The sequence below is a fragment of the Arthrobacter burdickii genome, from assembly GCF_030433645.1.
GTDB classification, from domain to species: Bacteria; Actinomycetota; Actinomycetes; order Actinomycetales; family Micrococcaceae; genus Arthrobacter_D; species Arthrobacter_D burdickii.
The window spans coordinates 261678-283743 of record NZ_JAROCG010000001.1 but is presented as its reverse complement, the minus strand read 5'-3'; the positions used below and the strand labels follow the sequence as shown (position 1 = coordinate 283743).

The 22066-nt window shown below is 67.6% G+C and carries 21 protein-coding genes; 16 read left to right on the top strand and 5 right to left on the bottom strand.

What is annotated here, in order from left to right:
- Window positions 1–31: 31 nt before the first annotated feature.
- Window positions 32–1063 carry a LacI family DNA-binding transcriptional regulator gene (locus P5G52_RS01265; RefSeq protein ID WP_301224176.1) on the bottom strand — a complete coding sequence of 344 codons (1032 nt, stop codon included), beginning with the start codon at window positions 1061–1063 and terminating at the stop codon, window positions 32–34.
- Between the two features lie 278 nt (window positions 1064–1341).
- On the opposite strand from P5G52_RS01265, the gene P5G52_RS01260 reads away from it, so the two are divergent.
- The 7 genes from P5G52_RS01260 to P5G52_RS01230 are packed head-to-tail and all read left to right on the top strand — an operon-like array spanning window position 1342 to window position 8515.
- Window positions 1342–2661 carry an extracellular solute-binding protein gene (locus tag P5G52_RS01260; protein ID WP_301224175.1) on the top strand — a complete coding sequence of 440 codons (1320 nt, stop codon included), beginning with the start codon at window positions 1342–1344 and terminating at the stop codon, window positions 2659–2661.
- A 26-nt stretch (window positions 2662–2687) separates the two neighbouring features.
- Window positions 2688–3575: a carbohydrate ABC transporter permease gene (locus P5G52_RS01255; protein ID WP_301228585.1), complete on the top strand. Its 888-nt coding sequence runs from the start codon at window positions 2688–2690 to the stop codon at window positions 3573–3575.
- A gap of 2 nt (window positions 3576–3577) precedes the next feature.
- Complete coding sequence (locus P5G52_RS01250; protein ID WP_301224174.1) at window positions 3578–4468, top strand: carbohydrate ABC transporter permease; 891 nt, start codon at window positions 3578–3580, stop codon at window positions 4466–4468.
- Between the two features lie 22 nt (window positions 4469–4490).
- Entirely contained in the window at window positions 4491–5672 is a 1182-nt protein-coding gene (locus P5G52_RS01245) for a Gfo/Idh/MocA family protein (RefSeq protein ID WP_301224173.1), read from the top strand.
- Window positions 5665–6720, top strand: a complete 1056-nt coding sequence (locus P5G52_RS01240; protein ID WP_301224172.1) for a sugar phosphate isomerase/epimerase family protein — start codon at window positions 5665–5667, stop codon at window positions 6718–6720. Before P5G52_RS01245 ends, P5G52_RS01240 begins: the two co-directional genes overlap by 8 nt.
- Window positions 6717–7412, top strand: a complete 696-nt coding sequence (locus P5G52_RS01235; RefSeq protein ID WP_301224171.1) for a ThuA domain-containing protein — start codon at window positions 6717–6719, stop codon at window positions 7410–7412. The genes P5G52_RS01240 and P5G52_RS01235 overlap by 4 nt, the downstream gene beginning before the upstream one ends.
- The gene (locus tag P5G52_RS01230) at window positions 7397–8515 is read left to right on the top strand and encodes a Gfo/Idh/MocA family protein (protein WP_301224170.1); all 1119 of its coding nucleotides are present in this window, start codon (window positions 7397–7399) and stop codon (window positions 8513–8515) included. The genes P5G52_RS01235 and P5G52_RS01230 overlap by 16 nt, the downstream gene beginning before the upstream one ends.
- A gap of 111 nt (window positions 8516–8626) precedes the next feature.
- On the opposite strand, the gene P5G52_RS01225 is transcribed toward P5G52_RS01230, so the two are convergent.
- Window positions 8627–9229 carry a TetR/AcrR family transcriptional regulator gene (locus tag P5G52_RS01225; protein WP_301224169.1) on the bottom strand — a complete coding sequence of 201 codons (603 nt, stop codon included), beginning with the start codon at window positions 9227–9229 and terminating at the stop codon, window positions 8627–8629.
- A gap of 117 nt (window positions 9230–9346) precedes the next feature.
- On the opposite strand from P5G52_RS01225, the gene P5G52_RS01220 reads away from it, so the two are divergent.
- Window positions 9347–10282 (top strand): carbon-nitrogen hydrolase family protein, encoded by a 936-nt coding sequence (locus tag P5G52_RS01220; RefSeq protein WP_301224168.1) that lies wholly within the window; start codon window positions 9347–9349, stop codon window positions 10280–10282.
- Window positions 10279–11634, top strand: coding sequence for an APC family permease (locus tag P5G52_RS01215; protein WP_301224167.1), 1356 nt, complete (start codon window positions 10279–10281; stop codon window positions 11632–11634). Before P5G52_RS01220 ends, P5G52_RS01215 begins: the two co-directional genes overlap by 4 nt.
- 82 nt (window positions 11635–11716) lie before the next feature.
- Here the strand turns inward: P5G52_RS01215 and P5G52_RS01210 are convergent, their stop codons facing one another.
- Window positions 11717–13180, bottom strand: coding sequence for a protein adenylyltransferase SelO (locus P5G52_RS01210; RefSeq protein ID WP_301224166.1), 1464 nt, complete (start codon window positions 13178–13180; stop codon window positions 11717–11719).
- A gap of 164 nt (window positions 13181–13344) precedes the next feature.
- Between P5G52_RS01210 and P5G52_RS01205 the strand changes: the two genes are divergently transcribed.
- Together P5G52_RS01205 and P5G52_RS01200 are read left to right on the top strand one after the other, a co-directional pair.
- The gene (locus tag P5G52_RS01205; RefSeq protein WP_301224165.1) at window positions 13345–13983 is read left to right on the top strand and encodes an HAD family hydrolase; all 639 of its coding nucleotides are present in this window, start codon (window positions 13345–13347) and stop codon (window positions 13981–13983) included.
- A 28-nt stretch (window positions 13984–14011) separates the two neighbouring features.
- Window positions 14012–15049: a hydroxyacid dehydrogenase gene (locus tag P5G52_RS01200; RefSeq protein ID WP_301224164.1), complete on the top strand. Its 1038-nt coding sequence runs from the start codon at window positions 14012–14014 to the stop codon at window positions 15047–15049.
- Here the strand turns inward: P5G52_RS01200 and P5G52_RS01195 are convergent.
- A complete protein-coding gene (locus P5G52_RS01195; RefSeq protein WP_301224163.1) occupies window positions 15042–16061 on the bottom strand; it encodes a sugar-binding transcriptional regulator in 1020 nt (339 codons plus the stop codon). The genes P5G52_RS01200 and P5G52_RS01195 overlap by 8 nt on opposite strands.
- A 237-nt stretch (window positions 16062–16298) precedes the next feature.
- Between P5G52_RS01195 and P5G52_RS01190 the strand changes: the two genes are divergently transcribed.
- The 5 genes from P5G52_RS01190 to P5G52_RS01170 are packed head-to-tail and all read left to right on the top strand — an operon-like array spanning window position 16299 to window position 21127.
- The gene (locus tag P5G52_RS01190; RefSeq protein WP_301224162.1) at window positions 16299–17396 is read left to right on the top strand and encodes a sugar ABC transporter substrate-binding protein; all 1098 of its coding nucleotides are present in this window, start codon (window positions 16299–16301) and stop codon (window positions 17394–17396) included.
- A gap of 42 nt (window positions 17397–17438) precedes the next feature.
- Complete coding sequence (locus P5G52_RS01185) at window positions 17439–18461, top strand: ABC transporter permease (RefSeq protein ID WP_301224161.1); 1023 nt, start codon at window positions 17439–17441, stop codon at window positions 18459–18461.
- Window positions 18461–19447, top strand: a complete 987-nt coding sequence (locus tag P5G52_RS01180; RefSeq protein ID WP_301224160.1) for a sugar phosphate isomerase/epimerase family protein — start codon at window positions 18461–18463, stop codon at window positions 19445–19447. The genes P5G52_RS01185 and P5G52_RS01180 overlap by 1 nt, the downstream gene beginning before the upstream one ends.
- Window positions 19423–20382 (top strand): ribokinase, encoded by a 960-nt coding sequence (locus tag P5G52_RS01175; protein WP_301224159.1) that lies wholly within the window; start codon window positions 19423–19425, stop codon window positions 20380–20382. Before P5G52_RS01180 ends, P5G52_RS01175 begins: the two co-directional genes overlap by 25 nt.
- The gene (locus tag P5G52_RS01170; RefSeq protein WP_301224158.1) at window positions 20375–21127 is read left to right on the top strand and encodes an ATP-binding cassette domain-containing protein; all 753 of its coding nucleotides are present in this window, start codon (window positions 20375–20377) and stop codon (window positions 21125–21127) included. Before P5G52_RS01175 ends, P5G52_RS01170 begins: the two co-directional genes overlap by 8 nt.
- Window positions 21128–21145: 18 nt before the next feature.
- Here P5G52_RS01170 and P5G52_RS01165 read toward each other — a convergent pair whose 3' ends face one another.
- Window positions 21146–22060, bottom strand: a complete 915-nt coding sequence (locus P5G52_RS01165; RefSeq protein ID WP_301224157.1) for a LysR family transcriptional regulator — start codon at window positions 22058–22060, stop codon at window positions 21146–21148.
- Between the last annotated feature and the right edge of the window lie 6 nt (window positions 22061–22066).

Genomic DNA, 22066 nt, shown 5'->3' with positions numbered 1-22066 from the left:
CCTTCCACCGGTACAGGGCCCCCAGGCTGAACTAGGGAGCCGCCGGCGCCGTCGATGAGCGGACGACCAGCTGCGTGGCCAGCTCGACACGGGTCACGTCCGGCTTCTCGCCGTCCATCTCACGGAGCAGCGCCCGGACCGCCGTCCGGCCCATCTCCCGCAGGGGCTGCGCAACGGTGGTGAGCTGCGGTGAGGTCTGTTCGCTGATGTAGGTCCCGTCGAAGCCCACCACGCTCAGTTCGCCGGGGACCGAGATGCCCAGTGCGTGCGCCTCGGCGAGCACACCCACGGCGATGCTGTCGGAGGCCGCGAAGATGGCGTGCGGCGGGTGGTCCAGGGCGAGGAGCTGGACCAGGCTGCGCCGCCCGGTCTCCGAGTCGAAGCTGCCCGCCAGGACGTAGTCCTCCGAGATCCGGATACCGCGTTCGAGGAGGGCGGCGACATAGCCGTGCTCGCGGTCCTGGCTGCATTCGGCGCTGGCAGGTCCGCCGATGAACGCAATGCGGGTATGGCCGAGGCCCAGCAGATGCTCCGTGGCGGCCTTCCCTCCGGCCCAGTTCGTGGCACCCACGCTCGCCACGCCCGGTCCGGGTGGATTGATGGGATCGATGAGCACCACGGCGATGCCTCGCTTCTTCACTTCCTTGATCTCCCGCGGGGACCAGCGGGACGTGACGAGGAGCAGGCCGCGGCGGCCCGACGCCTGCATCTTCTCGGCCCGCTCACCGGCAGGAAGATGCGTGAGGCCCGTCTTGGACAGTACGACCTCGGCGCCGTGCAGCTCCGCGCACTCGAGGATCCCGTCCATCACCTCCGAGTAGTACGCCGTCGCCACGCTGTCCACGGCGACGTCGATCAGCGTGGACGCCGGAGGCGCGAGGGCGAGGCGCTGACCGGGCGGCTGATACTCGGACGTCCGGAGTGCTTCCAGGACCCGTTTCCTGGTGGCCGGGGCAACATCCTCCCGGCCGTTGATCACCTTCGACACCGTCGGAGTGGACACTCCGGCGAGAGCTGCGACGGACGCCAGCGTGGCCCTCGTTCGAACTTCAGTTTCCGACAATGTTTCGAAATCCTCTCCGGGATGGGCCTGCCCCCATCCTGCCCGAGCCAGGCGGAAGAGTCGAGGGGTGTGGGAACGGGCGCACAGAATTGGTCTCCTGGAGGGCATTGACCGATCGATGTGACGCAGGTAACTTTACGTTTGTTAGTTTGTTGTTATCGAAAACATTTCGAATCTCTTCCGCAGCGTGGCGGTCAGCGACCGCATACCCGCGGAGTTGACCTGCCCATCTCAGCCGGCATTGGTGCCTCGAGCTGAGTCGACTTACGGAAGAACTGATGAAGATGCGAACAACCACCTCCCTGATCTCGGCGGTTTCCGCCATCACCCTGGCCCTCAGCCTCTCCGCCTGCGGATCCAGCGGCCCGCAGGACCCTGCCGCGGATTCCGCGTCCCCGACGATGTGGGCGCTCACGGGCAGCAGCGAGAAGATTTTCCGCTCGTCCGTCGAGACGTGGAACGAGGAGCACGCGGACGACACGATCAACCAGGAGTTCTTCGCCAACGACGCCTACAAGACCAAGGTGCGCACGGCGGTCGGAGCCGGTGAAGGACCCACGTTCATCTACGGATGGGGTGGCGGCGTGCTGAAGTCCTATGTCGACGCCGGCCACGTCAGCGACCTGGACGATTTCCTCGCCGAGAACCCTGAGGTGAAGGACCGCTACATCCCCTCGGTGCTCGAGAACGGTGTGATCGACGGCAAGACCTACGCCCTGCCCAACAACAACATGCAGCCGATCGTCCTCTACTACAACAAAGAGGTCTTCGAGAAGATCGGCGCGGAGCCTCCCAAGACCTGGGACGACCTGATGGCGCTGGTCCCCAAGTTCAACGACGCGGGAATCGCACCCTTCTCCCTGGCGGGCCAGTCCAAGTGGCCGAACCTGATGTGGCTGGAATACCTCGTTGACCGTATCGGCGGACCCGAGGTCTTCCGTGCGATCCTGGACGGCGAGGAGAACGCCTGGTCCGATCCCGCTGTGATCGAAGCCCTCACGAAGATCCAGGACCTGGTCGACGCCGGCGGGTTCGTCAACGGCTTCTCCTCCATCGCGGCGGACGCCGGAGCGGACAGCGCCCTCCTGTACACCGACAAGGCAGCGATGATGCTCCACGGCGGCTGGGTGTACCAGAACCTGAAGAACGACGCCCCGGAGTTCGTCGAGTCGGGAGAGGTCGGCTTCACCACCTTCCCCTCGGTCGAAGGCGGGGAGGGCGATCCCGCCAACATCGTGGGCAACCCGGCGAACATGTGGTCCCTCTCCTCGACGGCTTCCGACGAGCAGAAGGAGTCCGCCCTGAACTACCTCAAGGACGGGCTGTTCAGCGAGGAGTACACCCAGGCCATGATCGATTCCGGCGCGGTCCCCGCGGTCAACGGCATCGAGGATCAGCTCGCAGCCTCCGATGACAAGGACTTCGTCCAGTTCGTCTACGGGCTGGCGCAGGATGCCCCGAGCTTCCAGCTCTCCTGGGACCAGGCACTGAGCCCGGCACAGGGTGACGCCATGCTCGCGAACCTCGACCAGATCTTCATCGGCGAGATCACGCCGGAAGAATTCGCCGAGAACATGAACGCAACCCTGGGCAAATGAGCACCCTGCTGAAGCCGAAACCCGCGATGAAGGTGCGGGGTGCGCGGGCCGAAGGGCCCTCGGCGTGGATGGTCGTCCCGGCGCTGGTCTTCTTCGTGACCTTCGCCGTCGTGCCCCTGCTCGGCGTGCTGTTCCTCAGCTTCACCCACTGGAACGGGCTGGGCGCGATCACCTGGGCCGGCCTGGAGAGCTGGCGCACCGCCCTCACAGATTCGGTGACGCTGAATGCCCTGATCGTCACGGTGAAGATCATGGTCTACTCGCTCGTGGTGCAGGTCCCGATCAGCCTCCTCCTGGGGGTGTTCACGGCGGGGAACCAGCGCTACCGAGCGGTGCTCGCCGTCCTGTACTTCGTCCCGCTCCTGCTCTCATCGGCGGCCGTGGCGATCGCGTTCAAGGCGCTGCTGGACCCCAACTTCGGGATGGGGCCGGGCCTGCACATCCCGGTCCTCGCCCAGAACTGGCTCGGCAGCGCCGACCTGGTGCTGTTCGTGGTCATCTTCGTCATCGCCTGGCAGTTCGTCCCCTTCCACACGCTCATCTACCAGGGCGGCGTGCGCCAGATCCCGGCCTCCTTCTACGAGGCAGCCCAGATCGACGGGGCCGGACGGATCCAGCAGTTCTTCCACATCACGCTGCCCCAGCTGAAATACACCATCATCACCTCGTCCACCCTCATGGTCCTGGGATCGCTGGCGTACTTCGACCTGATCTTCGTCCTCACGGCCGGCGGCCCGGGGTATGCGACCCGGCTCCTCCCGCTGCACATGTACCTCACGGGGTTCCGGGCCAATGACATGGGAGCAGCGAGCGCCCTCGGCGTGATCCTCGTGGTCATCGGCCTGGGTCTCGCCCTCGTGCTGCAGCGGCTCGGCGGCAACAGCCGCAGCGCAAGCCAACTGGAAGGAGCGTAGTCATGGCACTGGCAACCGATACGGCGCAGGGGACTGCAACGCGAGTGAAGCAGCGCTCCCAGGGGAAGCGGCTGGGCAGGAGTACGCCCAACGTCCTGGGCGGGCTCGGCGGGTGGGTGTGGCTTGCCCTGATCATCCTGCCCGTCTACTACGTGGTCATCACGAGCCTAAAGAACCAGGCGGGGTTCTTCGGGTCGAACCCGCTGGCTCCGTCCACCTCACCGACCCTGGTCAACTACCGGACGGTCCTCGAGGCGAACTTCGTCCGCTACTTCATGAACAGCGTGATCGTGACGCTGGGCAGTGTCATTCCCGCCGTCGTCGTGTCCTTCATGGCCGCGTATGCCGTGGTGAGGGGGAGCGGGCGCATCATCGGCTCCGCGCACACGTTGTTCCTGATGGGGCTCGCGATCCCGCTGCAGGCGACGATCATCCCCATCTACTTCATGATCACGAAAGCGCACCTCTACGACACCCTGCTGGCGCTGATCCTGCCGTCGATCGCCTTCGCCATCCCCATCTCGGTGCTGATCCTGTCGAACTTCCTCCGGGATGTTCCGCGGGAGCTCTTCGAATCCATGAGGCTCGACGGCTGCTCGGAGTTCACGATGATGTGGCGCTTGGCCCTGCCGCTGGTCCGTCCCGCGGTCGTCACCATTGCCATCTACAACGCACTCCACGTCTGGAACGGCTTCCTCTTCCCGCTGATCCTGACCCAGAGCCCCGACAAGCGGGTCCTGCCCCTCTCGCTCTGGGCCTTCCAGGACGAGTTCACCGTGAACATCCCGGCGGTCCTCGCCGCCGTCGTGCTCTCCACACTCCCGCTGGTCGTCCTCTACGTGCTGGCCCGCCGCCAGCTCGTGAGCGGACTGACCGCCGGATTCAACAAGTAGACCGAAAGGAACCTGCAGCCTGATGACTTCCACGCAGCAGAACGCGCTGAGGGTCGGCATGGTCGGCTACGCCTTCATGGGCGCGATGCACTCCCACGCCTGGCGCACCGCGCCACGCTTCTTCGACCTCCCGCTCCAGCCCGAACTCGCGGTCCTCGCCGGCCGCGACCAGGCAGCCGTGAAGACCGCGGCCGGGAAGCTGGGCTGGCGGGACACCGAGACGGACTGGCGGGCCCTGGTGGAGCGCGACGACGTCGACCTGATCGACATCTGCACCCCCGGGGACACGCACGCCGACATCGCCATCGCGGCACTCGAAGCCGGCAAGCACGTGCTCTGCGAGAAACCGCTCGCCAATTCGGTCGAGGAGGCGGAACGCATGGCGGCGGCCGCCCGGGCCGCCGAGGCGAACGGGGTCTTTGCGATGTGCGGGTTCTCCTACCGCCGCACGCCAGCCCTGACCCTCGCCCGCCGGCTCGTCGAGCAGGGGAGGCTCGGTAGGATCCGGCACATCCGGGCGCAGTACCTCCAGGACTGGCTGACGGACGAGAACGCCCCGATGACCTGGCGCCTGGACAAGAGCAAATCGGGATCGGGTGCCCTCGGGGACATCGGAGCGCACAGCATCGACGCGGCGCAGTACGTGACGGGACTGCCGATCCAGGGAGTCTCCGGTCTCCTCACCACCTTCGTGCACGAACGTCCCCTCGGAGGAACCCGCGTGGGCCTCGGGGGCTCGGGCGCCAGTGACGGCGGCACCGGCACGGTCACGGTCGATGACGCCGCGATCTTCAGTGCGCGGTTCGAGGGAGGAGCGATCGGCGTCTTCGAAGCCACCCGCTTCGCGACCGGCAGGAAGAACAACATGCGTCTGGAGGTCAACGGGAGCCTCGGCTCGCTCGCCTTCGACTTCGAGAACATGAACTCCCTGGAGTTCTACGACGCCACGCAGCCTCCCGAGACCGCGGGATTCAGCACCATCAACGTCACCGAATCCGTGCACCCCTACACCGGCAACTGGTGGCCGGCCGGGCACGGCCTCGGCTACGAGCACGGCTTCACGCACCAGGTCGTGGACCTGGTGCAAGCGATCGCGGACGGCACGACGCCCTCCCCGTCCTTCGACGAGGCGCTGCGGGTCCAGAAGGTCCTGCACGCCATCGAACAGTCCGCCGCGGCCGAATCGGGGTGGCAGCATGTCTGAGGCCTTCGCGACCGGAGGTGCCACCCCGCGCCCGGTGACCCTGTTCACCGGGCAGTGGGCCGACCTGCCGTTCGAGGACGTGGCGAGGATGGCCGGCGACTGGGGGTTCGACGGCCTCGAGATCGCCTGCTGGGGAGACCATCTGGACCCGGTGAGGGCCGCGACGGACGACGACTACGTCCAGGACCGGCTCCGGATCCTCAAGGAGAACAACCTCACGGTCGATGCGATCGCCATCCACCTCACCGGGCAGGCCGTGTGCGACGACCCGATCGACGAACGCCACCAGGACATCCTCACTCCCGAGGTCTGGGGGGGCGGTGATCCCGAGGGGGTCCGCCGGCGGGCCGCCGACGTCGTCAAGGACACCGCCCGGGCAGCAGCCCGACTCGGAGCGTCGGTGGTCACGGGATTCACCGGTTCGTCCGTCTGGAAGTACGTCGCGATGTTCCCTCCGGCGTCCGAGCAGATGATCACCCGCGGCTACGAGGACTTCGCAGCCCGGTGGAATCCCATCATGGACGTGTTCGACGCCGAGGGGGTCCGGTTCGCGCTCGAGGTGCATCCCTCCGAGGTCGCCTACGACTACTGGACCACCCAGCGCACCCTGGAGGTCATGAGGGACCGCCCCGGCTTCGGGATCAACTTCGACCCCTCGCACTTCATCTGGCAGGACCTGGATCCGGTGATGTTCCTGCAGGATTTCGCACCGCACATCTTCCACGTCCACGTGAAGGAATCCGTCCGGCAACTGAACGGCCGCAACGGCCGCCTCGGGTCGCACCTGCCGTGGGGTGATCCGCGGCGGGGCTGGGACTTCGTCACGGCCGGCCACGGGGACGTCCCGTGGAAGCCGATCTTCCGCATGCTCAACTCGATCGGCTACCAGGGCCCCACCAGCATCGAATGGGAGGACGCCGGGATGGACCGGCTCGTCGGCGCACCGCAGGCGCTGAAGCTCGTACGGGAACTCGCCACCATCGCCCCCTCCGCGGCCTCCTTCGACGCCGCCTTCTCCCGCCAATCCACGACGAAAGAGACATCATGACCAGCAAGGAAGCACTCGTCGTCCGCGGCGGATGGGACGGGCACCAGCCCGTCGAGGCCACGGACCGCTTCATACCGTTCCTCCGGGACAGCGGGTACAGCGTCCGGATCGAGGAGTCACCGAAGATCTATGCGGACGCCGACTACATGTCGACCGTCGACCTGATCCTCCAGTGCAACACGATGAACACCATCGAGAAGGACGAATTCGCCGGTCTCCGGGCAGCGATCGAGGCGGGGACGGGACTGGCGGGCTGGCACGGAGGGATCGCCGACTCGTACCGCAACGAATCCGATTATCTCCACCTCATCGGCGGGCAGTTCGCCTGCCATCCGGGCAAGCACCCGGACGAGAGAATCGGGGAACAGTCCGACAACTACGTGCCGTACCGGGTGAACATGCTCCCGGCCGCGGCGGATCATCCGATCACCCGCGGCATCGGGGATTTCGACCTCGTGACGGAACAGTACTGGGTGCTCGCGGACGACTACATCGACGTGCTCGCGACCACGACCCAGGCCGTCCGCGCCTGGGACCCGTGGAACCGTCCGGTGACGTCCCCCGCCATCTGGACCCGCCAGTGGGGCAAGGGCCGCATCTTCGTGGCGACCCCCGGCCACCGCGTCGAGATCCTCGACGACCCGAATGTCAGAACCATCATCGAAAGGGGTTTGCTGTGGGCGAGCCGTTGAACGTCGGAATCATCGGCTGCGGAGCAATCGTAGCCCAGTACCTGAAGACCCTGCCGTCGCTGCCGTCCGTCAACCTCCGGGCGGTCGCCGACCTCGACTTCAGCCGCGCCGAGGCCGTCGCGGCATCCCAGGACGGCGTCCGGGCCCTGACCGTCGACGAGCTCCTGGCCGACCCCGAGATCGACACCGTCCTGAACCTCACCATCCCTGCTGCACACGCCGACGTGGCCACCCGTGCGATCGCCGCCGGGAAGCACGTCTACGGCGAAAAGCCCCTGGCAGCGAACACGAGTCAGGCCCGGAAGGTCCTCGCGCTCGCGGACGAAGCCGGAGTCCGTGTCGGGTGCGCCCCCGACACAGTGCTCGGCACCGGGATCCAGACGGCCCGCCACGCCATCGACAGCGGCATGATCGGCCGGCCCATCTCGGCCACCGCCACCATGGTCACACCAGGGCACGAACGCTGGCACCCCAACCCGGACTTCTACTACGTGCCCGGCGGCGGACCCCTCCTGGACATGGGCCCGTACTACGTGACGGCGCTGGTCACCCTGCTGGGCCCCGTCACCTCCGTCATCGGTGCCGCGAGCCACACCCGGAAGGAGCGCACCATCGGCGGAGGTCCGCGTGCCGGCGAGACGATTCCCGTCTCCATCGACACCCATGTCACGGGCGTGCTCGTCCACGAATCAGGGGCGCTCTCCACCCTGGTGATGAGCTTCGACGCCGTGCAGACCCGTTCCTCCAACATCGAGATCCACGGTGAGCAGGCGAGCCTCACCGTCCCCGACCCGAACTACTTCGACGGCGAGGTGTCGATCTGCACCCTGGCGAACAGGGAGATCGGCTGGGACTCCATCCCCACCAGCGCGGGCTACATCGGGGCGGGCAGGGGCTACGGGCTCGCGGACATGGCGCTGACCCCCGCCGGCGAGCAGCACCGCGCCAGCGGGCAGCTCGCCTACCATGTGCTCGACGTCATGGAGTCGCTCCTGCGGTCAGCAGTCGACGGCAGCTCGGTACCGGTGCTGAGCACGGCGGAACGGCCGGCGGCGGTCGCCCTCACGTCGCTGTCGGAGCCGGTGTCGTCCCTCGCCACCTAGGCACCAGCCACCTCACCGATTGGCCGCCGGTCATGCGGCGGCCAGTCGGTGGTCCGGGTCATGCGGGTCCGCACTGCCCGTCGGCAGCGCGTCTGGCCCGCGTGGCTTGGCCTATGCCGATATCGCTGCCCGGGTGGAGATTCGCGCGTACCGGATGAGCGCTTCCTCTTCCTCGTCGGCCGTGATGGCGCCGGTGAGGACATTGATCCCGTAGCCGTCCTCCAGGGCGACGAAATTGCGCGCCAGTTCTTTCGACGTCGCCACGAGCTGGAACTCTCCTGCTGCCTGGCCTTCTTCCAGGATTGCTTCGTAGAGGGCGGTCTGCCGCTCGATGAAGGTGGCGTACTGGGATGCCGCCGCCTGGTTCCTGAGGACGACCGGCATCAGTTCGTAGAGGATGCGGCTCGCCTCCTCCGTCGCTCCCGGCCGGGGTACGCCGGAGCGGATGCACTCGTCGAGTTTCTCCGTCGGGCTCGGGACGCCGGCAACGTGCTCCTCCCTCCGCAGGCAGTACTCGAGGCTGCCGTGCTCGAAGACCGCCGAGAAGAGATCCCGGACGTCAGGGTAGTAATACAGCACCGAGGCCGACGTCAGCCCTGCCTCCTGGGCGATGTCCGCGAGCTTCATCCCGGCGGCCCCATGCTGAAGGACGGCCTGGGCCGCCGCGCTGATCAGCTCGTCCCGGCGCTTGGTCTGGTTCCGTGGTCTCGCCATAGCTAGATGATGGCATACGCCTTCGATGCGCTTCCGTTGACACCCCGTGAATAGTTAACTAAAGTTTCTTTAACTTACTCATGTGGCGCCCGTCACACGGAAAAAGCAGGTTGAGCTATGTCACGCCCCCTTTCGCTGGCCCTTGTCCAGGCACCCACCCAACCGGAGAACAGCCTCACGGCGTTCGCCTCCGATCTGGAACGGGCCACCCGGGCCCACTCCCTGACGAGCCTGTTCGTCTACCCGGAGCTCCACCTCTGCGGAACAGGTGAAGCGGATCCGAATGAAACACCCTCGCTGATCGAGCAGCTGGCGCAGCCCCTCGATGGAGAGCGGGACCGGTCCCTCGCCGAACTCTCAGGAGACCTCGGTGTCTGGCTCGTGCCCGGCAGCTTCTACGAGCGCGGTGAGGACGGCCTGATCTACAACACGATGGCGGTGTACTCGCCGCAGGGACGCCGCGTGGCCGCCTACCGCAAGGTCTTCCCCTGGCGCCCCTACGAGAAGGTCGCCCCCGGTTCCGAGTTCGTCGTCTTCGACATGGACGGATTCGGACGGGTCGGTCTGTCGATCTGCTACGACGCGTGGTTCCCCGAGAGCAGCCGGCACCTGGCCTGGATGGGGGCGGAACTGATCCTCAACGTCGTCCAGACCCCCACCGCGGACCGTACGCAGGAAGTGGTCCTGGCCCAGGCGAACGCCATCGTGAACCAGGTCTTCGTCGCCAGCGTCAATGCCGCCGCCCCGCAAGGCCGCGGGCAGAGCCTGCTGGTCGATCCGCAGGGTCGCGTCCGCTCCGCGTCCACGGGCGCCGAGTCGACGATCCTGACCGACGTCATCGACCTGGACGACGTGAACCACGCCCGCAATTACGGGACGGCCGGAGTGACCTTCCCGTGGCAGCAGTTCACCCCGGCCGACACCCCGCTCGAACTCCCGCTCTACTCGGGCAGGATCCAGCCCGAGAACTGGGCGATCCAGGACTCCTCGCCCCTTCCCGCTCCCCGCCTGGCACCGGCAGGCACGGCACCCACAGAAACGAGCAGGCCATGAGCAGCACCTCCGGGCTGACAGCGAAGCTGTCCCTGTCCGCCGTCGTCATCTTCGGCCTCGCCTACATGTCACCGGCCATCGTGATGCTCACCTTCGGTGTCATCGCATCGACCAGTGCAGGCACCACGCCCCTCGCCTACGTCCTCGCGACCATCGCGATGTCCCTGACGGCCCTGAGCTACGGCAAGATGGCCCGGATCATCCCCGCGTCGGGGTCCGCCTACACCTACGCACGGAAGATGATCGATTCCCGCGTGGGATTCCTCGTCGGATGGGCGATCCTGCTCGACTACCTCTTCCTGCCCATGGTCGCGTGGCTGATCCAGGCTCTCTACCTGAACGCCCAGTTCCCCGGCATCCCGATGTGGGGGTGGCTCCTGGTGAACGTCGTGGCCACCACGATCGTCAACGTCCTGGGCATCGTGCTCGCCGACCGCGTGAACAAGACCCTCATGACCCTGACGATCGTCGGCATCATCGCCTTCGTCGTGATGTGCGTGAAGCACCTCGGGACCACCGCTGCCACTCCGGCCCTCGACCCGATCTGGAACTCGGCCACCACCATCGGCGCCGTCTCGGCAGCGGCCGCGATCGCCGCCTACTCCTTCCTCGGCTTCGACGCGGTCAGCACGCTCAGCGAAGAGACCCGCGACCCGAAGCGGAACATCCCTCGCGCAATCCTCCTCACGGCCCTCATCGGAGGAGCGATCTTCGTCTCCGTGTCCTACGTCATGCAGCTGGTCCATCCCGGAGGAACCTTCGAGGATGCCTCGACGGCGGCCTACTCCATGTCCCTGCTCGTCGGCGGGCAGGGCTTCGCCGACCTGATCAACACGGTGATCATCATCGGAGGCTTCGCATCGGGGCTGGCCATCCAGGCCAGTTCGAGCCGCCTGCTCTACGTGATGGGACGTGACGGAGTCCTGCCGCGCCGTTTCTTCGGGCGGCTCCACCCCCGGTTCAAGACCCCGGTCCTGAACCTCCTGCTCATCGGCGCCGCCGCGATGTTCGCCCTGAACCTCTCCCTGGACACCGCGACGTCCTTCATCAACTTCGGGGCGTTCCTGACGTTCGCGATGGTCAATGTCTGCGTCATCGCCTACTTCATCCGCGAACGGAAGCACGGGAAGCGTTCGGTCCTGGGCTTCGTCGTCGTCCCGGCCATCGGCGCCGTCGTCGACCTGTACCTGCTCACGCAGCTCAGCACGACCGCCATCCAGCTGGGCCTCGCGTGGCTGACCCTGGGGATCATCTACCTCGCGGTCCTCACCAAGGGATTCCGCAAGGCTCCTCCGGAGATGCATCTCGATGCGGCTCCTGCGGAGGCCAGGCTCCCGGCGCCCACCCACTGACCGTGAGTACCAACGAAGCTCCGCCGGGACGATTTCTTCGTCCCGGCGGAGCTTTCTCGTGTGGAACCGGGTGGCGGCGGCCTCAGGTCCCGCAGTACGTCGTGTACGAACCGAAGTCGTCCGGCGCTCCCGCGGCGTAGCGCTCCAGCCCCGGCCGCTCGTCGAAGGGTGCGCGGACGACGTCGACGAGCCGGTCCAGCGGGTCGAGGTCGCCGGCGGTCGCGGCTGCGAGCGCCTCCTCGACGAGGTGGTTCCTCGGGATGTACATCGGGTTGACGCGGTCCATCGCGTCGGCGTTCGGGGTCAGCGCCAGCCAGCGGGCAGCCCAGGCATCGAAGGCGGCGACGCCGAGCACCTTGTCCCGGGCCGGCCGCGCGTCACCGCGGACCACGGAGCTGAGGCCCCGGAAGAAGGACGTGTAGTCGACGTGGTTCTCCTGCAGGAGGGTGAGCACGTCGTTGGCGAGGGGCGACGCGACGTCGTCGCCGACGTCGTCGGCCAGTCCCAGCTTCGCCTTCATCCCGGCGAGCCACGCGCCGCTGTACTGGGGGCGGAAGGCCTCGAGCGCGCCGACGGCGAGTGCGACCGCCTGCTCCTGGTCGTCTTGGATAAGCGGCAGCAGGGTCTCCGCGAGGCGTGCGAGGTTCCACTCCGCAATGAGCGGCTGGTTGGCGTAGGCGTAGCGTCCGCCGCGGTCGATGGAGCTGTAGACGCTGGAGTAGTCGAAGACATCCATGAACGCGCAGGGTCCATAGTCGATGGTCTCGCCCGAGATGGTCATGTTGTCCGTGTTCATCACCCCGTGGATGAACCCCACGAGCATCCACTGCGCCACGAGCGAGGCCTGCGCGGACACGACCGACTCGAACAGGGTGAGGTAGGGGCGTTCGGCGGCCGCGACCTCGGGGTAGTGCCGGCTGATGGCGTGGTCGGCCAGGCGCCCGAGGAGGTCCTGGTTGCCGGTGGCCGCCGCGTACTGGAAGCTGCCCACGCGCAGGTGGCTGCTGGCGACACGCGTCAGGACGGCGCCGGGCAGCATCGTCTCGCGGCGCACGGCACGTCCCGTCGCGACGACCGCGAGGGAGCGCGTCGTCGGGATCTGGAGCGCCTGCATGGCCTCGCTGAGGATGTACTCGCGGAGCATCGGCCCGACGACGGCGAGCCCGTCGCCGCCGCGGGCGAAGGGCGTGCGGCCCGAGCCCTTGAGGTGGATGTCGCGCAGGCGCCCCTCGGCGTCGGTGATCTCGCCGAGGAGGAGCGCGCGCCCGTCGCCGAGCCTCGGGTTGAAGCTCCCGAACTGGTGGCCCGAGTAGGCCTGGGCCACCGGCGTCGCGCCCTCCGGCAAAGAGGTGCCGATGAGCAGGGCGAGGCCCTCAGGGGACCGGAGAAACGTGGGATCGAAGCCGAGTTCCGCGGCGAGCTGCTCGTTGAGGGCGAGCAGCTGCGGCTCGGGAGCCTCGTCCGCCTGCCACGCGACCGCCATCTCGGGCAGTTCCCGCGCGAAGCGACCGTCGAAAGTGACCCTGGAATCTGTAGGCACGCTCATCCATCCACCGTACGCCCAGGGGACGCGCCGTTGTCACGGCCCCGGGCCCTGCATGACGCGCTTGCGCAATCCTTGGTTGGCCGACTCGCGGTGGTCACCCTACGATGGCCGACATCAGGCGCAGCCTTCCGGCTGGCACGGGTGGTTCAGGGATAAGGGTTTCGATGGCGAACGGCGATGACGCGGCACGACTGGCGGAGCGGGTGCTGCAGGAGGCGGCAGGTGCGCGGGTCATCTGGGACTTCGACGGCGTCGTCGGGCATACTGAACCGCTGCACGAGGCGAGCTACCGGGACCTGGCGGAACGACGGAACTACCGTTTCGGCCCCGGCTTCTTCGGTGACCTCGTGGGCCACACCGAGCAGTGGATCTGGGAGCGTGTGATCTCCGAAGGATTCCCTGGCGCCGAGGAGGACATCGCCGCGCTCCACAGGGAACGCGGCGAGGTGGTCGCCGTCTCGGCCCTGGCGGGCCTCTCGCCGTCCTGGCTCGCCGCCCGCCTCATGCCGGCCCTGGCGGAGGTCGCCGCCGAGCAGGTGGTGGTCTCCAACGGCGACCCGGACCTCATCGCGGCGCTGCTCGGGAAGTGGGGCCTCGACCCGTTCGTGCGCGTGGCACGCCGCGATCACGGCCGCGACAAGGAAGCCCTGTTCCGCGAGCTGTGCATGCCCCCCTGTGTGGTGCTGGAGGACAGCGACGCCTACCTCGCGCTGGGCAGGGAGATCGGCGCCTTCACCGTCGGGGTCCGGCACTCGCACAACCCCCGCGCCGCACTGGATGCTGACCTCACCACCCACCTCTGAACCGTCCGCCGCCGAGCAAGGACCCGACATGACCGACTCCACGAGCGCCTCCCCGAAACCCGTCGTCCTCCTCCGTCCCGCGCCGCAGAAGCGGGACAGGATCTTCACCCCCGAAGCCCTGGCCCGGCTCGACGCCGCCTTCACCGTCATCGACCTCGAGGACGCCCCGGACGACGCCCTGTTCGAGGAGCACCTGCAGGATGCGTTCGCGATCGTCGGCCAGCCGGACCTCGACGCCGACCGGCTGACCCGGGCGACCAGCCTCAAGGCCCTCATCAACGTCGAGGGCAACTTCTTCCCGAACGTCGACTACGGCACGGCCTTCGCGCGCGGCGTGCGCGTGCTGGGCTGCGGTTCGGCCTACTCGCAGGCCGTCGCCGAATTCTCGCTGGGGCTCGCCCTCGATCTCGCCCGCGGCATCAGCGGGCAGGACGGCGCGATGCGCGACGGCAGCGAGAAGTACGTCAGCGAGTCCGCGGGGGATGCCATCCTCCTGCACCGCGCCGCCGTCGGGATCCTCGGCTACGGCAACCTGGGGCGCAGCTTCCACCGCCTGCTCCAGCCGTTCCACACCACGGTGCGCATCTACGATCCCTGGCTGCCGCCCGCCGTCATCCAGGAGACCGGTGGAATCCCCGCCGGCCTCGAGGAGACCCTGCGCTCCAGCCAGTTCCTCTTCGTCTTCGCGACGGCGACGGCAGACAACGCCCACCTGCTCGACGGCACCGCCCTCGACCTCCTGCCCGACGGCGCCCGCATCATCCTCGTCAGCCGGGCCGCCGTCGTGGACTATGACGCGCTGCTGGAACGGCTGCAGCAGGGCCGGTTCCTCGCGGCCATCGACGTGTGGCCCACCGAGCCACTGCCGAAGGACAGCCCGTTCCGGGGGCTGGCCAACACCGTCCTGTCCCCGCACCGGGCGGGAGGCATCCCCCAGGCGTTCCATTCCATCGGCGACATGGTGGTGGACGACCTCACCCTGATGGCTCGTGGACTCCCGCCCGTCCGGCTGCAGGCGGCAGCCCCCGAACTGGTGGGACGCTACCGCAACAAGCCGGTCACCTGATCCGGGAGGCCGGTGCCCCGGGATCGAGCCGGGGTGGCTCCAGCAGCTGCCGGGCGACCTCGGAGTCGGTGATGAGTACGTTCACCCAGCCACCGTTGATCGCGCCCCGGATGGCAGCGAGCTTCCGCATGCCGCCCGCGACGCCGATCCGGCGGGGGATCTGGAGCATCGCCTCGGAGCTGATGGAGATCATGCGTTCCTCGATCGCCGGGTTCATCGGCTTGCCGTCGATGTCGAAGTAGCGCAGGCAGATCTCCCCGACCGCCCCCGATTCCAGCAACTCGTTCTCCTCGGCCGCCGTCAGCGCGTTACCGCTGGCCTGCCATAGCGGCGACGCGGGGAAGGTCCCGATCCCCACCAGCGACGTGTTGACCCGCGACCACGCCTCGGCGGTGGCGGCGACGGCGGGATCGTCGAGGAAGGCCTGGCGGATGTTGTTGTTCGCCACGAGGCCCGGTGCTGCCATGTAGAAGGGCTTGGCCGAGGTCAGCTCGGCCAGGTGGGACACCAGCCGCGTGGCCTGGATCTGCGCCTGCGGGCTTCCAACCCCTCCGATCAGCTGAATCACTTCGCTCAGGACCTTGCGGGGGCGGGAGCGCATCGCCTCCACCGTCTGCAGCAGGGTCGTACTCCAGTTGGAGATGCCGACGACGTCGTTCACCTCGATGGTGGTCTCGAGGTAGCTGGCCGCGCACGAGCCGAGCCGCATGCCGAGCGACGCATCGTCGACCATGTCGGCCACCACCACCTCCTGGAGGCCGTACTTCTCCTCAAGGGCCTTCTCGAGCCCCACATAGATGCCCGCCGGCTGCACCACGGACGTGCGGACGATGCCGAGTTCGGCCGCCAGCTTCAGGCACCGGGAGACCCTCGCCTGCGAGAGGTTCAGCCGGCCGGAGATGTCTCCCTGGGCGAGGCCCTCCTCGTGGTACAGCACGGCGATCTTGGTCAGGAGACGGAGCTGATCGGGGGTCGCGGTGGTGAGTGACGTGGGATCGTTCGGCGGGGTCATGAAGCACTACCTTTCGAGGTCCGTCAGCAGTCTCTGAATATATATGCAGGGCTGATTGGCGCGCTCTCCGGGGGGTGGTCTGAATGCGTATTCAACGGTCACGAATCGTTATAACTGATTCCCGGAGAACCCTTTTTCGGCGTGATTCCGCTCCTAGACTCCAAGCATCCATCCAGCTTCAGCGCCGAAGTTTCGCGAGGAATTTCCCGACTGATCCACCTGTCTCAGGGAGACACCATGAAGTCATCGACGACTGCACGACCAGCTCTGAAATCCGCAGGCATCCTCTCCACCCTCACCCTGGCCGCCTTAGCTCTTGCCGGGTGTGGCGCGGCCGCCCCCACTGCTGGCGACACGGCAACCGGCGGCGCCGCCTCCACCTCCTGCTCCGTCAACGGGGAGCCGTTCAGCACCGACGACGCCGAGGACAGCATCGAGTACAGCGAGCTCGAGAGCTCACTGGGCGCCGTTCCCGAGGCCCCCGAGGACACGCAGATCGGCTCCATCATGAAGTTCCTGGGCAACCAGTACTGGGTAGCACTGTCCGACGGGCAGAAGGCAGCCGCCGAGAAGTACGGCGTCGGTGTCGATGTCCAGGCCGCAGCGACGGAATCCGACCAGGTCGGCCAGCTGAACGCGGCGGAGACCATGCTCCAGAAGAAGTACACGATGCTCGTCTCACCGCAGACGGACACCAACCTGTGCCCCGCCGTCGAGAAGGCCGAGCAGCAGGACCTGCTCGTCGTCAATGTCAATGATGCCGTCCTCCCCGGTGCGAAGCAGTGGGTGGGACCCAACCAGATGCAGAACGGCGTCAGCGCCGCCGAGTTCGTGCTCGAGTCCGCGGAGGAGGGCGACCAGGTCGCCGTCATCGAGGGCCAGGCCGGCGTGTACGCCGCGAAGCAGCGCACTGCGGGATTCACCACCACCGCGGAGGAGGGCGGCCTCGAGGTCGTCGCCAGTGTTCCGGGTGACTGGGACATCGCGAAGGCACGCGACGCCGCGACCACCATCATCAGCCAGTACCCCGACATCACGGCGATCTACGCCAACAACGACGGCATGGCACTCGGCGTGGCCGAGGCCGTGAACGCTGCCGGCAAGAAGGGCCAGATCATGGTGATCGGCACCGACGGAGTCGAAGCCGCCTACGACGCGATCCGCGCCGGCGACCTCACGGCCACCGTCGACTCCTACCCGTACCTCACCGGCCAGGTCTCGGTGAACGTCGCCGTCCGGCTCCTCGGCGGACAGGAGGTCCCCCGGGCCGTCTACACCCCGCAGGCACTCATCACCTCGGAGAACGTCGACGACGCGCCTCCCACCCTCGACTGACGTGCCCCGTCCCTGCCAACCCACCAGCAGAAAGTTCCCGGCGTGACACTCCCGATCAAGCACCCAGCACCTGCGCAGGTCGCCGCCCATCCGGCGCCTGCCAAGGCGGGCACTCCCGCCCGCCGCATGCCCGACTTCGCCAACAACCGCGTCCTCGGCGTCATCTTCGCCCTGATCATCACCTTCGCCATCTTCACCGCCCTCGTACCGTCCTTCCTGAGCATCGCCAACCTGCTCGAGATGGGCGTGCAGTCCGCGATCATCGCGATCATCGCCCTCGGCATGACCCTCGTCATCGTCACAGGCGGCATCGACCTCTCGGTCGGATCCATCGTCGGCCTCGTCAGCGTCATCTGCGCGGCGAACCTCGATACGTGGGGAGCCGTCCCCACGATCATCGCCGGCATCCTGCTGGGGGCAGCGCTGGGCTTCATCAACGGCAGCCTCTCGGCCGTGTTCTCGCTCGAGTCCTTCGTGGTGACCCTCGCGACCCTCAACGTGTACCGGGGACTCGCGTTCCTCTACACGGAGGGGCTCCCGATCTTCGGCCTGGACCAGGGCTTCCGGAACATCCTCAGCGGAACGGTCGGGAGCATCCCCAACCCGATCATCCTGCTGGTGGCCATCACGGTCATCTGCTACCTGATCCTCAACCGGTCGAAGCTGGGCGTGCACCTCAAGGCCGTCGGCACCAACGCCGACGCCTCGCTGAAGAGCGGCATCGCCGTCAAGCGCACCAAGGTCGCTGCCTTCGTCATCGCCGGCGGTCTGACGGGATTCGCCTCGGTCCTGCTGATCAGCCGGATCGGCGCCGCGGAGCCCATCTCCGGCACCGGCTACGAGCTGACGGTCATCGCCGCCGTCGTGGTGGGTGGCACCAGCCTCATGGGCGGCCGCGCCTCGATCGTCGGCACGGTCCTCGGAGCGCTGCTCCTGGGGTCCATCCGGACCGGCCTCACGCTCCTCAACGTCAACCCGTTCTTCCAGCTCCTCATCACCGGCCTCATCATCCTCCTCGCGGTCCTCGTGGACCGTGCTGCATCACGAACGAAAGCGAAGCGCTAATGCCTCCCGTCAAGTACTCCACCCGCCTCAACTCCTTCGCCCTCGGCACGGGCCGGAAACTGCCGACCGGCGACGAACCGGTCCTGGACCTCATCGCCACGGCAGGTACCGTTCCGGGCCTCACGTCCCTCGAGCTCAACTACCCTGAGCATTTCGAGAAGGCGCCCCTCGAGGACATCAAGGCCGCGCTCGGGAAGGCAGGGCTGGACGTCCCCGCCCTCCAGCTCCGCTGGCCCGCCTCGCGGTTCAGCAACGGAGCCTTCACCAATGCGGATGCCGAGATCCGCGCCGAGGCAGTCCAGATGGTCATCGAGGCCATCGACCTCTGCGCATCCTTCGGCGCGGACCATGTGCTGCTCTGGCCCGCGCACGACGGCTACGAGTACCCCCTGCAGATGGACTACACCAAGTCCTGGGCCTGGATGGTCGAGAGCCTCCGGACCGTCGCCGACCACAACCCGGCGATACGGGTCTCCATCGAGTACAAGCCGGCCGATCCGCGCGGGCGCACGATCCTGAACACCACCGGCGCGGTCATGGCCCTCGTCAACGACACCGACCGGCCCAACGTCGGCGTCACGCTCGACTTCGGGCATCTCCTCATGGCCCGTGAGAACCCGGCCCAGTCCGCAGCGATGTGCCTGCAGTCGGGGAAGATGTTCGGCCTCCAGCTGAACGACTCCCACGGCGCGGCGGACGACGGCCTGATGGTGGGCAGCATCCACCTCTCCGAGACCATCGAGCTCGCCTACTACCTCATCCGCGAGGGCTATGCCGGCACGTACTACTTCGACACCGACCCCGTGCGCGAGAACCCCGTCGAGGAGTGCGCGATGAACATAGCGCGCATGGGGTCCATCATCGAGATGGCCCGCACCCTTGTTCGGGACCACCCCGAGCTGCCCACGGGCCATGCCCTGGATTCCGCTCCCATCCTGTGGGAGACAGTCATGGGGGAGAAGTGGAACACCACCGCATCTGTGTAGCCGGCTCCATCAATGTGGACCTGGTCGCCTACGTCGACGCCTCCCCGGAGGCCGCACGGTACTCCGGCGGGCTCGGCTTCCAGATGTCCGCGGGCGGCAAGAGCCTCAACACGGCCATGACCATCGCGGCCCTGGCGCCCGTCCAGCTCCTCGGCAGGGTCGGGGCCGACGACTTCGGGGCCTTCATCACCCGGACGCTCACCGCGGCCGGGGTGGACGCCCACGGCCTCGTCGTCGACGCCGGCGCGGGCACGGGCGTCGGACATGTGAGGGTCAGCGCGGCAGGGGAGTACGACACCGTCGTCGTCCCGGGTGCGAACAACAACTTCGCACCCGGGGACATCGACGGCTTCCTGCGGGACAACCCGGCGCCGGAGTACGCGGTCCTGAACCTCGAGGTCCCGTTCGCCACCACGGCGCATGCTGCACGGCGCTTCCGCGGGGCAGGCGCCACCGTGGTGCTGAACCTCTCTCCCGTGGTGCAGGCGGAGGCCCGGGACCTGCTCCCGCTGGCCGACGTCGTCGTCCTCAACGCGGATGAGGCACGCCTCGTCCTCGGGCTGGACGAGGAGCAGGACCCCGACGTCCTGCTGCAGGAACTGCACGCCCGGGGCGCCGCCGCCGTCGTCCTCACCCTCGGCTCCGAGGGAGCCGCCTACATCGACGACGGCGGAACGCGCGGGCGGATCGCTGGGACACCGGCAACCGTCGTCAACACCATCGGTGCGGGCGACTCCTTCCTGGGCGGCTTCGTGGCCGCGCTCGCCGCCAGGTACCCCTTCCGGAAGGCCCTGGCGTTCGCGGACGCTGCAGGCCGCACCGTCTGCGGGAAGGCCGCGTCCTACCTCACCGCGGCGGACCGCCTCCACCTGACTCCCGTTTCAGCACCCCTGGCCCCTCCAACACCGAAAGCACCGGAACCATCACATGGCTGAGAACATGATCGAACTCATCGACGTCGAGAAATACTTCGGCGGGGTCCACGCCCTCCGCGGCGTTTCCATGCAGATCCCTGCCGGGCAGGTCACTGCAATCATCGGCGACAACGGCGCCGGCAAGAGCACCCTCATCAAGTGCCTCTCCGGGATCCACCAACCCACCACGGGCCAGATCCTCGTCGACGGCGTCCCGGCGGACATCGCATCCCCGCACGCCTCACGGGAGCTCGGCATCGAGACCGTCTACCAGGACCTCGCGGTGATCGACACGCTCAACGTGATGCAGAACCTGTACCTCTCCCGCGAGATCCGCACGGGAATCTGGCCCTTCCGCCTGCTCAATCAGCGGAAGATGAAGGCCGGCGCCCGGGAGATGCTCGCCCGGATCGGCAACACGACCCTCTCGCTCACCCAGGAGGTGGGCGGCATGTCCGGCGGTCAGCGCCAGGCCGTCGCCATCTGCCGTGCGGTCGCCTGGGGTGCCAAGACGGTGATCTTCGACGAGCCGACAGCCGCGCTGGGACCGAACGAGAGCGCCGAGGTGCACCGGCTCATCGCGTCCCTGCGCGAGCAGGGCATCACGGTGATCCTCATCAGCCACAACTTCGAGGAAGTGATGGGGCTGGCCGACGTCATCTGGGTCATGCGCCAGGGGCGGGCCATCGCGAAGCGGAAGGCGTCGGAGACGACCGGACGCGAACTCGTCACGCTCCTGACCGGTGCGGACATCGCGGCCTCGTAACCAGCCGGGGCGGGCTCCTCACACCAGGCTGGTGAGCCCGCCCTGTGCGGCGACGGCGCGCTCCGCGAAGACGGAGAACCGGCGCGTCGCGGGCGAGAGGTAGCCGTGCTTCCGCTGGACGAGGGCGATCGTGTCGTAGAGCGGTTCGACGAACGGGAAGCTCCTGACGTCGTCGTCGCGCCGCAGGGACTCGAGGATGCCGCTGGCCATGAACGAATCGCCGGCACCCGCCGCCACGAGGCTGTACGCCGTCTCCGCGTGTTCCACCTCCATCTCCGCCTCGATGGACAGGCCCGCGAGGTTCGCCCGGTCCAGCAGCTGGCGGCGCGTGGGATCCTTCCAGCCGGCATGGGCGTCGTAGAGGACGAGTTTCGCGGCGGCCAGCTCCTGGATGGTCACCGGTCCGGCGTCCGCCGGGCGGGTGGACGAGATGAAGTACACCTCGTCCCGCGCGAGCTGCCGGACCTCGAGGTTCTCGCTGTCCACCGGCAGCACGACCAGGCCGCATTCGATCTCCCCGCTCGCCACCGACGCGGCCACGACGTGGGAGTTCAGGCCGATCATGCGGACCCGCACCCCCGGGTGCTGCTGGTGGAACTGCACCACGAGGTCCGCAAGATCGTAGTTGGCGGCGTACCGGAGCACGCCGAACGTCGACACCCCGCCGCTGAGCGTCTGCAGGGCCTGCACGGCCTCGACCCCGCGCCGGGCAGAATTGACGCAGTCGAGGGCGTGGGGATGCAGTTCCTCCGCTGCAGGTGCGGGGGACAGGCCCCTGGACGTGCGGGTGAACAGCGGTGAGCCCAGTTCCTGCTCCAGCCGCGAGATCAGCTCGGACGCGGACGCCTGGCTGATACCGAGCTCCTTCGCGGCAGCGCTCAGCGAGCGGCAACTGTAGGCGGCGAGGAAGGCCCGGAGCTGGTTCAGCGTCATAGGGAA

What these genes read in the sequence shown, in the direction of transcription:
- P5G52_RS01260 (WP_301224175.1), top strand. Translation starts at nt 1,342, where the DNA reads ATGAAGATGCGAACAACCACCTCCCTGATCTCGGCGGTTTCCGCCATC.
- P5G52_RS01255 (WP_301228585.1), top strand. Translation starts at nt 2,688, where the DNA reads ATGAAGGTGCGGGGTGCGCGGGCCGAAGGGCCCTCGGCGTGGATGGTC.
- P5G52_RS01250 (WP_301224174.1), top strand. Translation starts at nt 3,578, where the DNA reads ATGGCACTGGCAACCGATACGGCGCAGGGGACTGCAACGCGAGTGAAG.
- P5G52_RS01245 (WP_301224173.1), top strand. Translation starts at nt 4,491, where the DNA reads ATGACTTCCACGCAGCAGAACGCGCTGAGGGTCGGCATGGTCGGCTAC.
- P5G52_RS01240 (WP_301224172.1), top strand. Translation starts at nt 5,665, where the DNA reads ATGTCTGAGGCCTTCGCGACCGGAGGTGCCACCCCGCGCCCGGTGACC.
- P5G52_RS01235 (WP_301224171.1), top strand. Translation starts at nt 6,717, where the DNA reads ATGACCAGCAAGGAAGCACTCGTCGTCCGCGGCGGATGGGACGGGCAC.
- P5G52_RS01225 (WP_301224169.1), bottom strand. Translation starts at nt 9,229, where the DNA reads ATGGCGAGACCACGGAACCAGACCAAGCGCCGGGACGAGCTGATCAGC.
- P5G52_RS01220 (WP_301224168.1), top strand. Translation starts at nt 9,347, where the DNA reads ATGTCACGCCCCCTTTCGCTGGCCCTTGTCCAGGCACCCACCCAACCG.
- P5G52_RS01215 (WP_301224167.1), top strand. Translation starts at nt 10,279, where the DNA reads ATGAGCAGCACCTCCGGGCTGACAGCGAAGCTGTCCCTGTCCGCCGTC.
- P5G52_RS01210 (WP_301224166.1), bottom strand. Translation starts at nt 13,180, where the DNA reads ATGAGCGTGCCTACAGATTCCAGGGTCACTTTCGACGGTCGCTTCGCG.
- P5G52_RS01205 (WP_301224165.1), top strand. Translation starts at nt 13,345, where the DNA reads ATGGCGAACGGCGATGACGCGGCACGACTGGCGGAGCGGGTGCTGCAG.
- P5G52_RS01200 (WP_301224164.1), top strand. Translation starts at nt 14,012, where the DNA reads ATGACCGACTCCACGAGCGCCTCCCCGAAACCCGTCGTCCTCCTCCGT.
- P5G52_RS01195 (WP_301224163.1), bottom strand. Translation starts at nt 16,061, where the DNA reads ATGACCCCGCCGAACGATCCCACGTCACTCACCACCGCGACCCCCGAT.
- P5G52_RS01190 (WP_301224162.1), top strand. Translation starts at nt 16,299, where the DNA reads ATGAAGTCATCGACGACTGCACGACCAGCTCTGAAATCCGCAGGCATC.
- P5G52_RS01180 (WP_301224160.1), top strand. Translation starts at nt 18,461, where the DNA reads ATGCCTCCCGTCAAGTACTCCACCCGCCTCAACTCCTTCGCCCTCGGC.
- P5G52_RS01170 (WP_301224158.1), top strand. Translation starts at nt 20,375, where the DNA reads ATGGCTGAGAACATGATCGAACTCATCGACGTCGAGAAATACTTCGGC.
- P5G52_RS01165 (WP_301224157.1), bottom strand. Translation starts at nt 22,060, where the DNA reads ATGACGCTGAACCAGCTCCGGGCCTTCCTCGCCGCCTACAGTTGCCGC.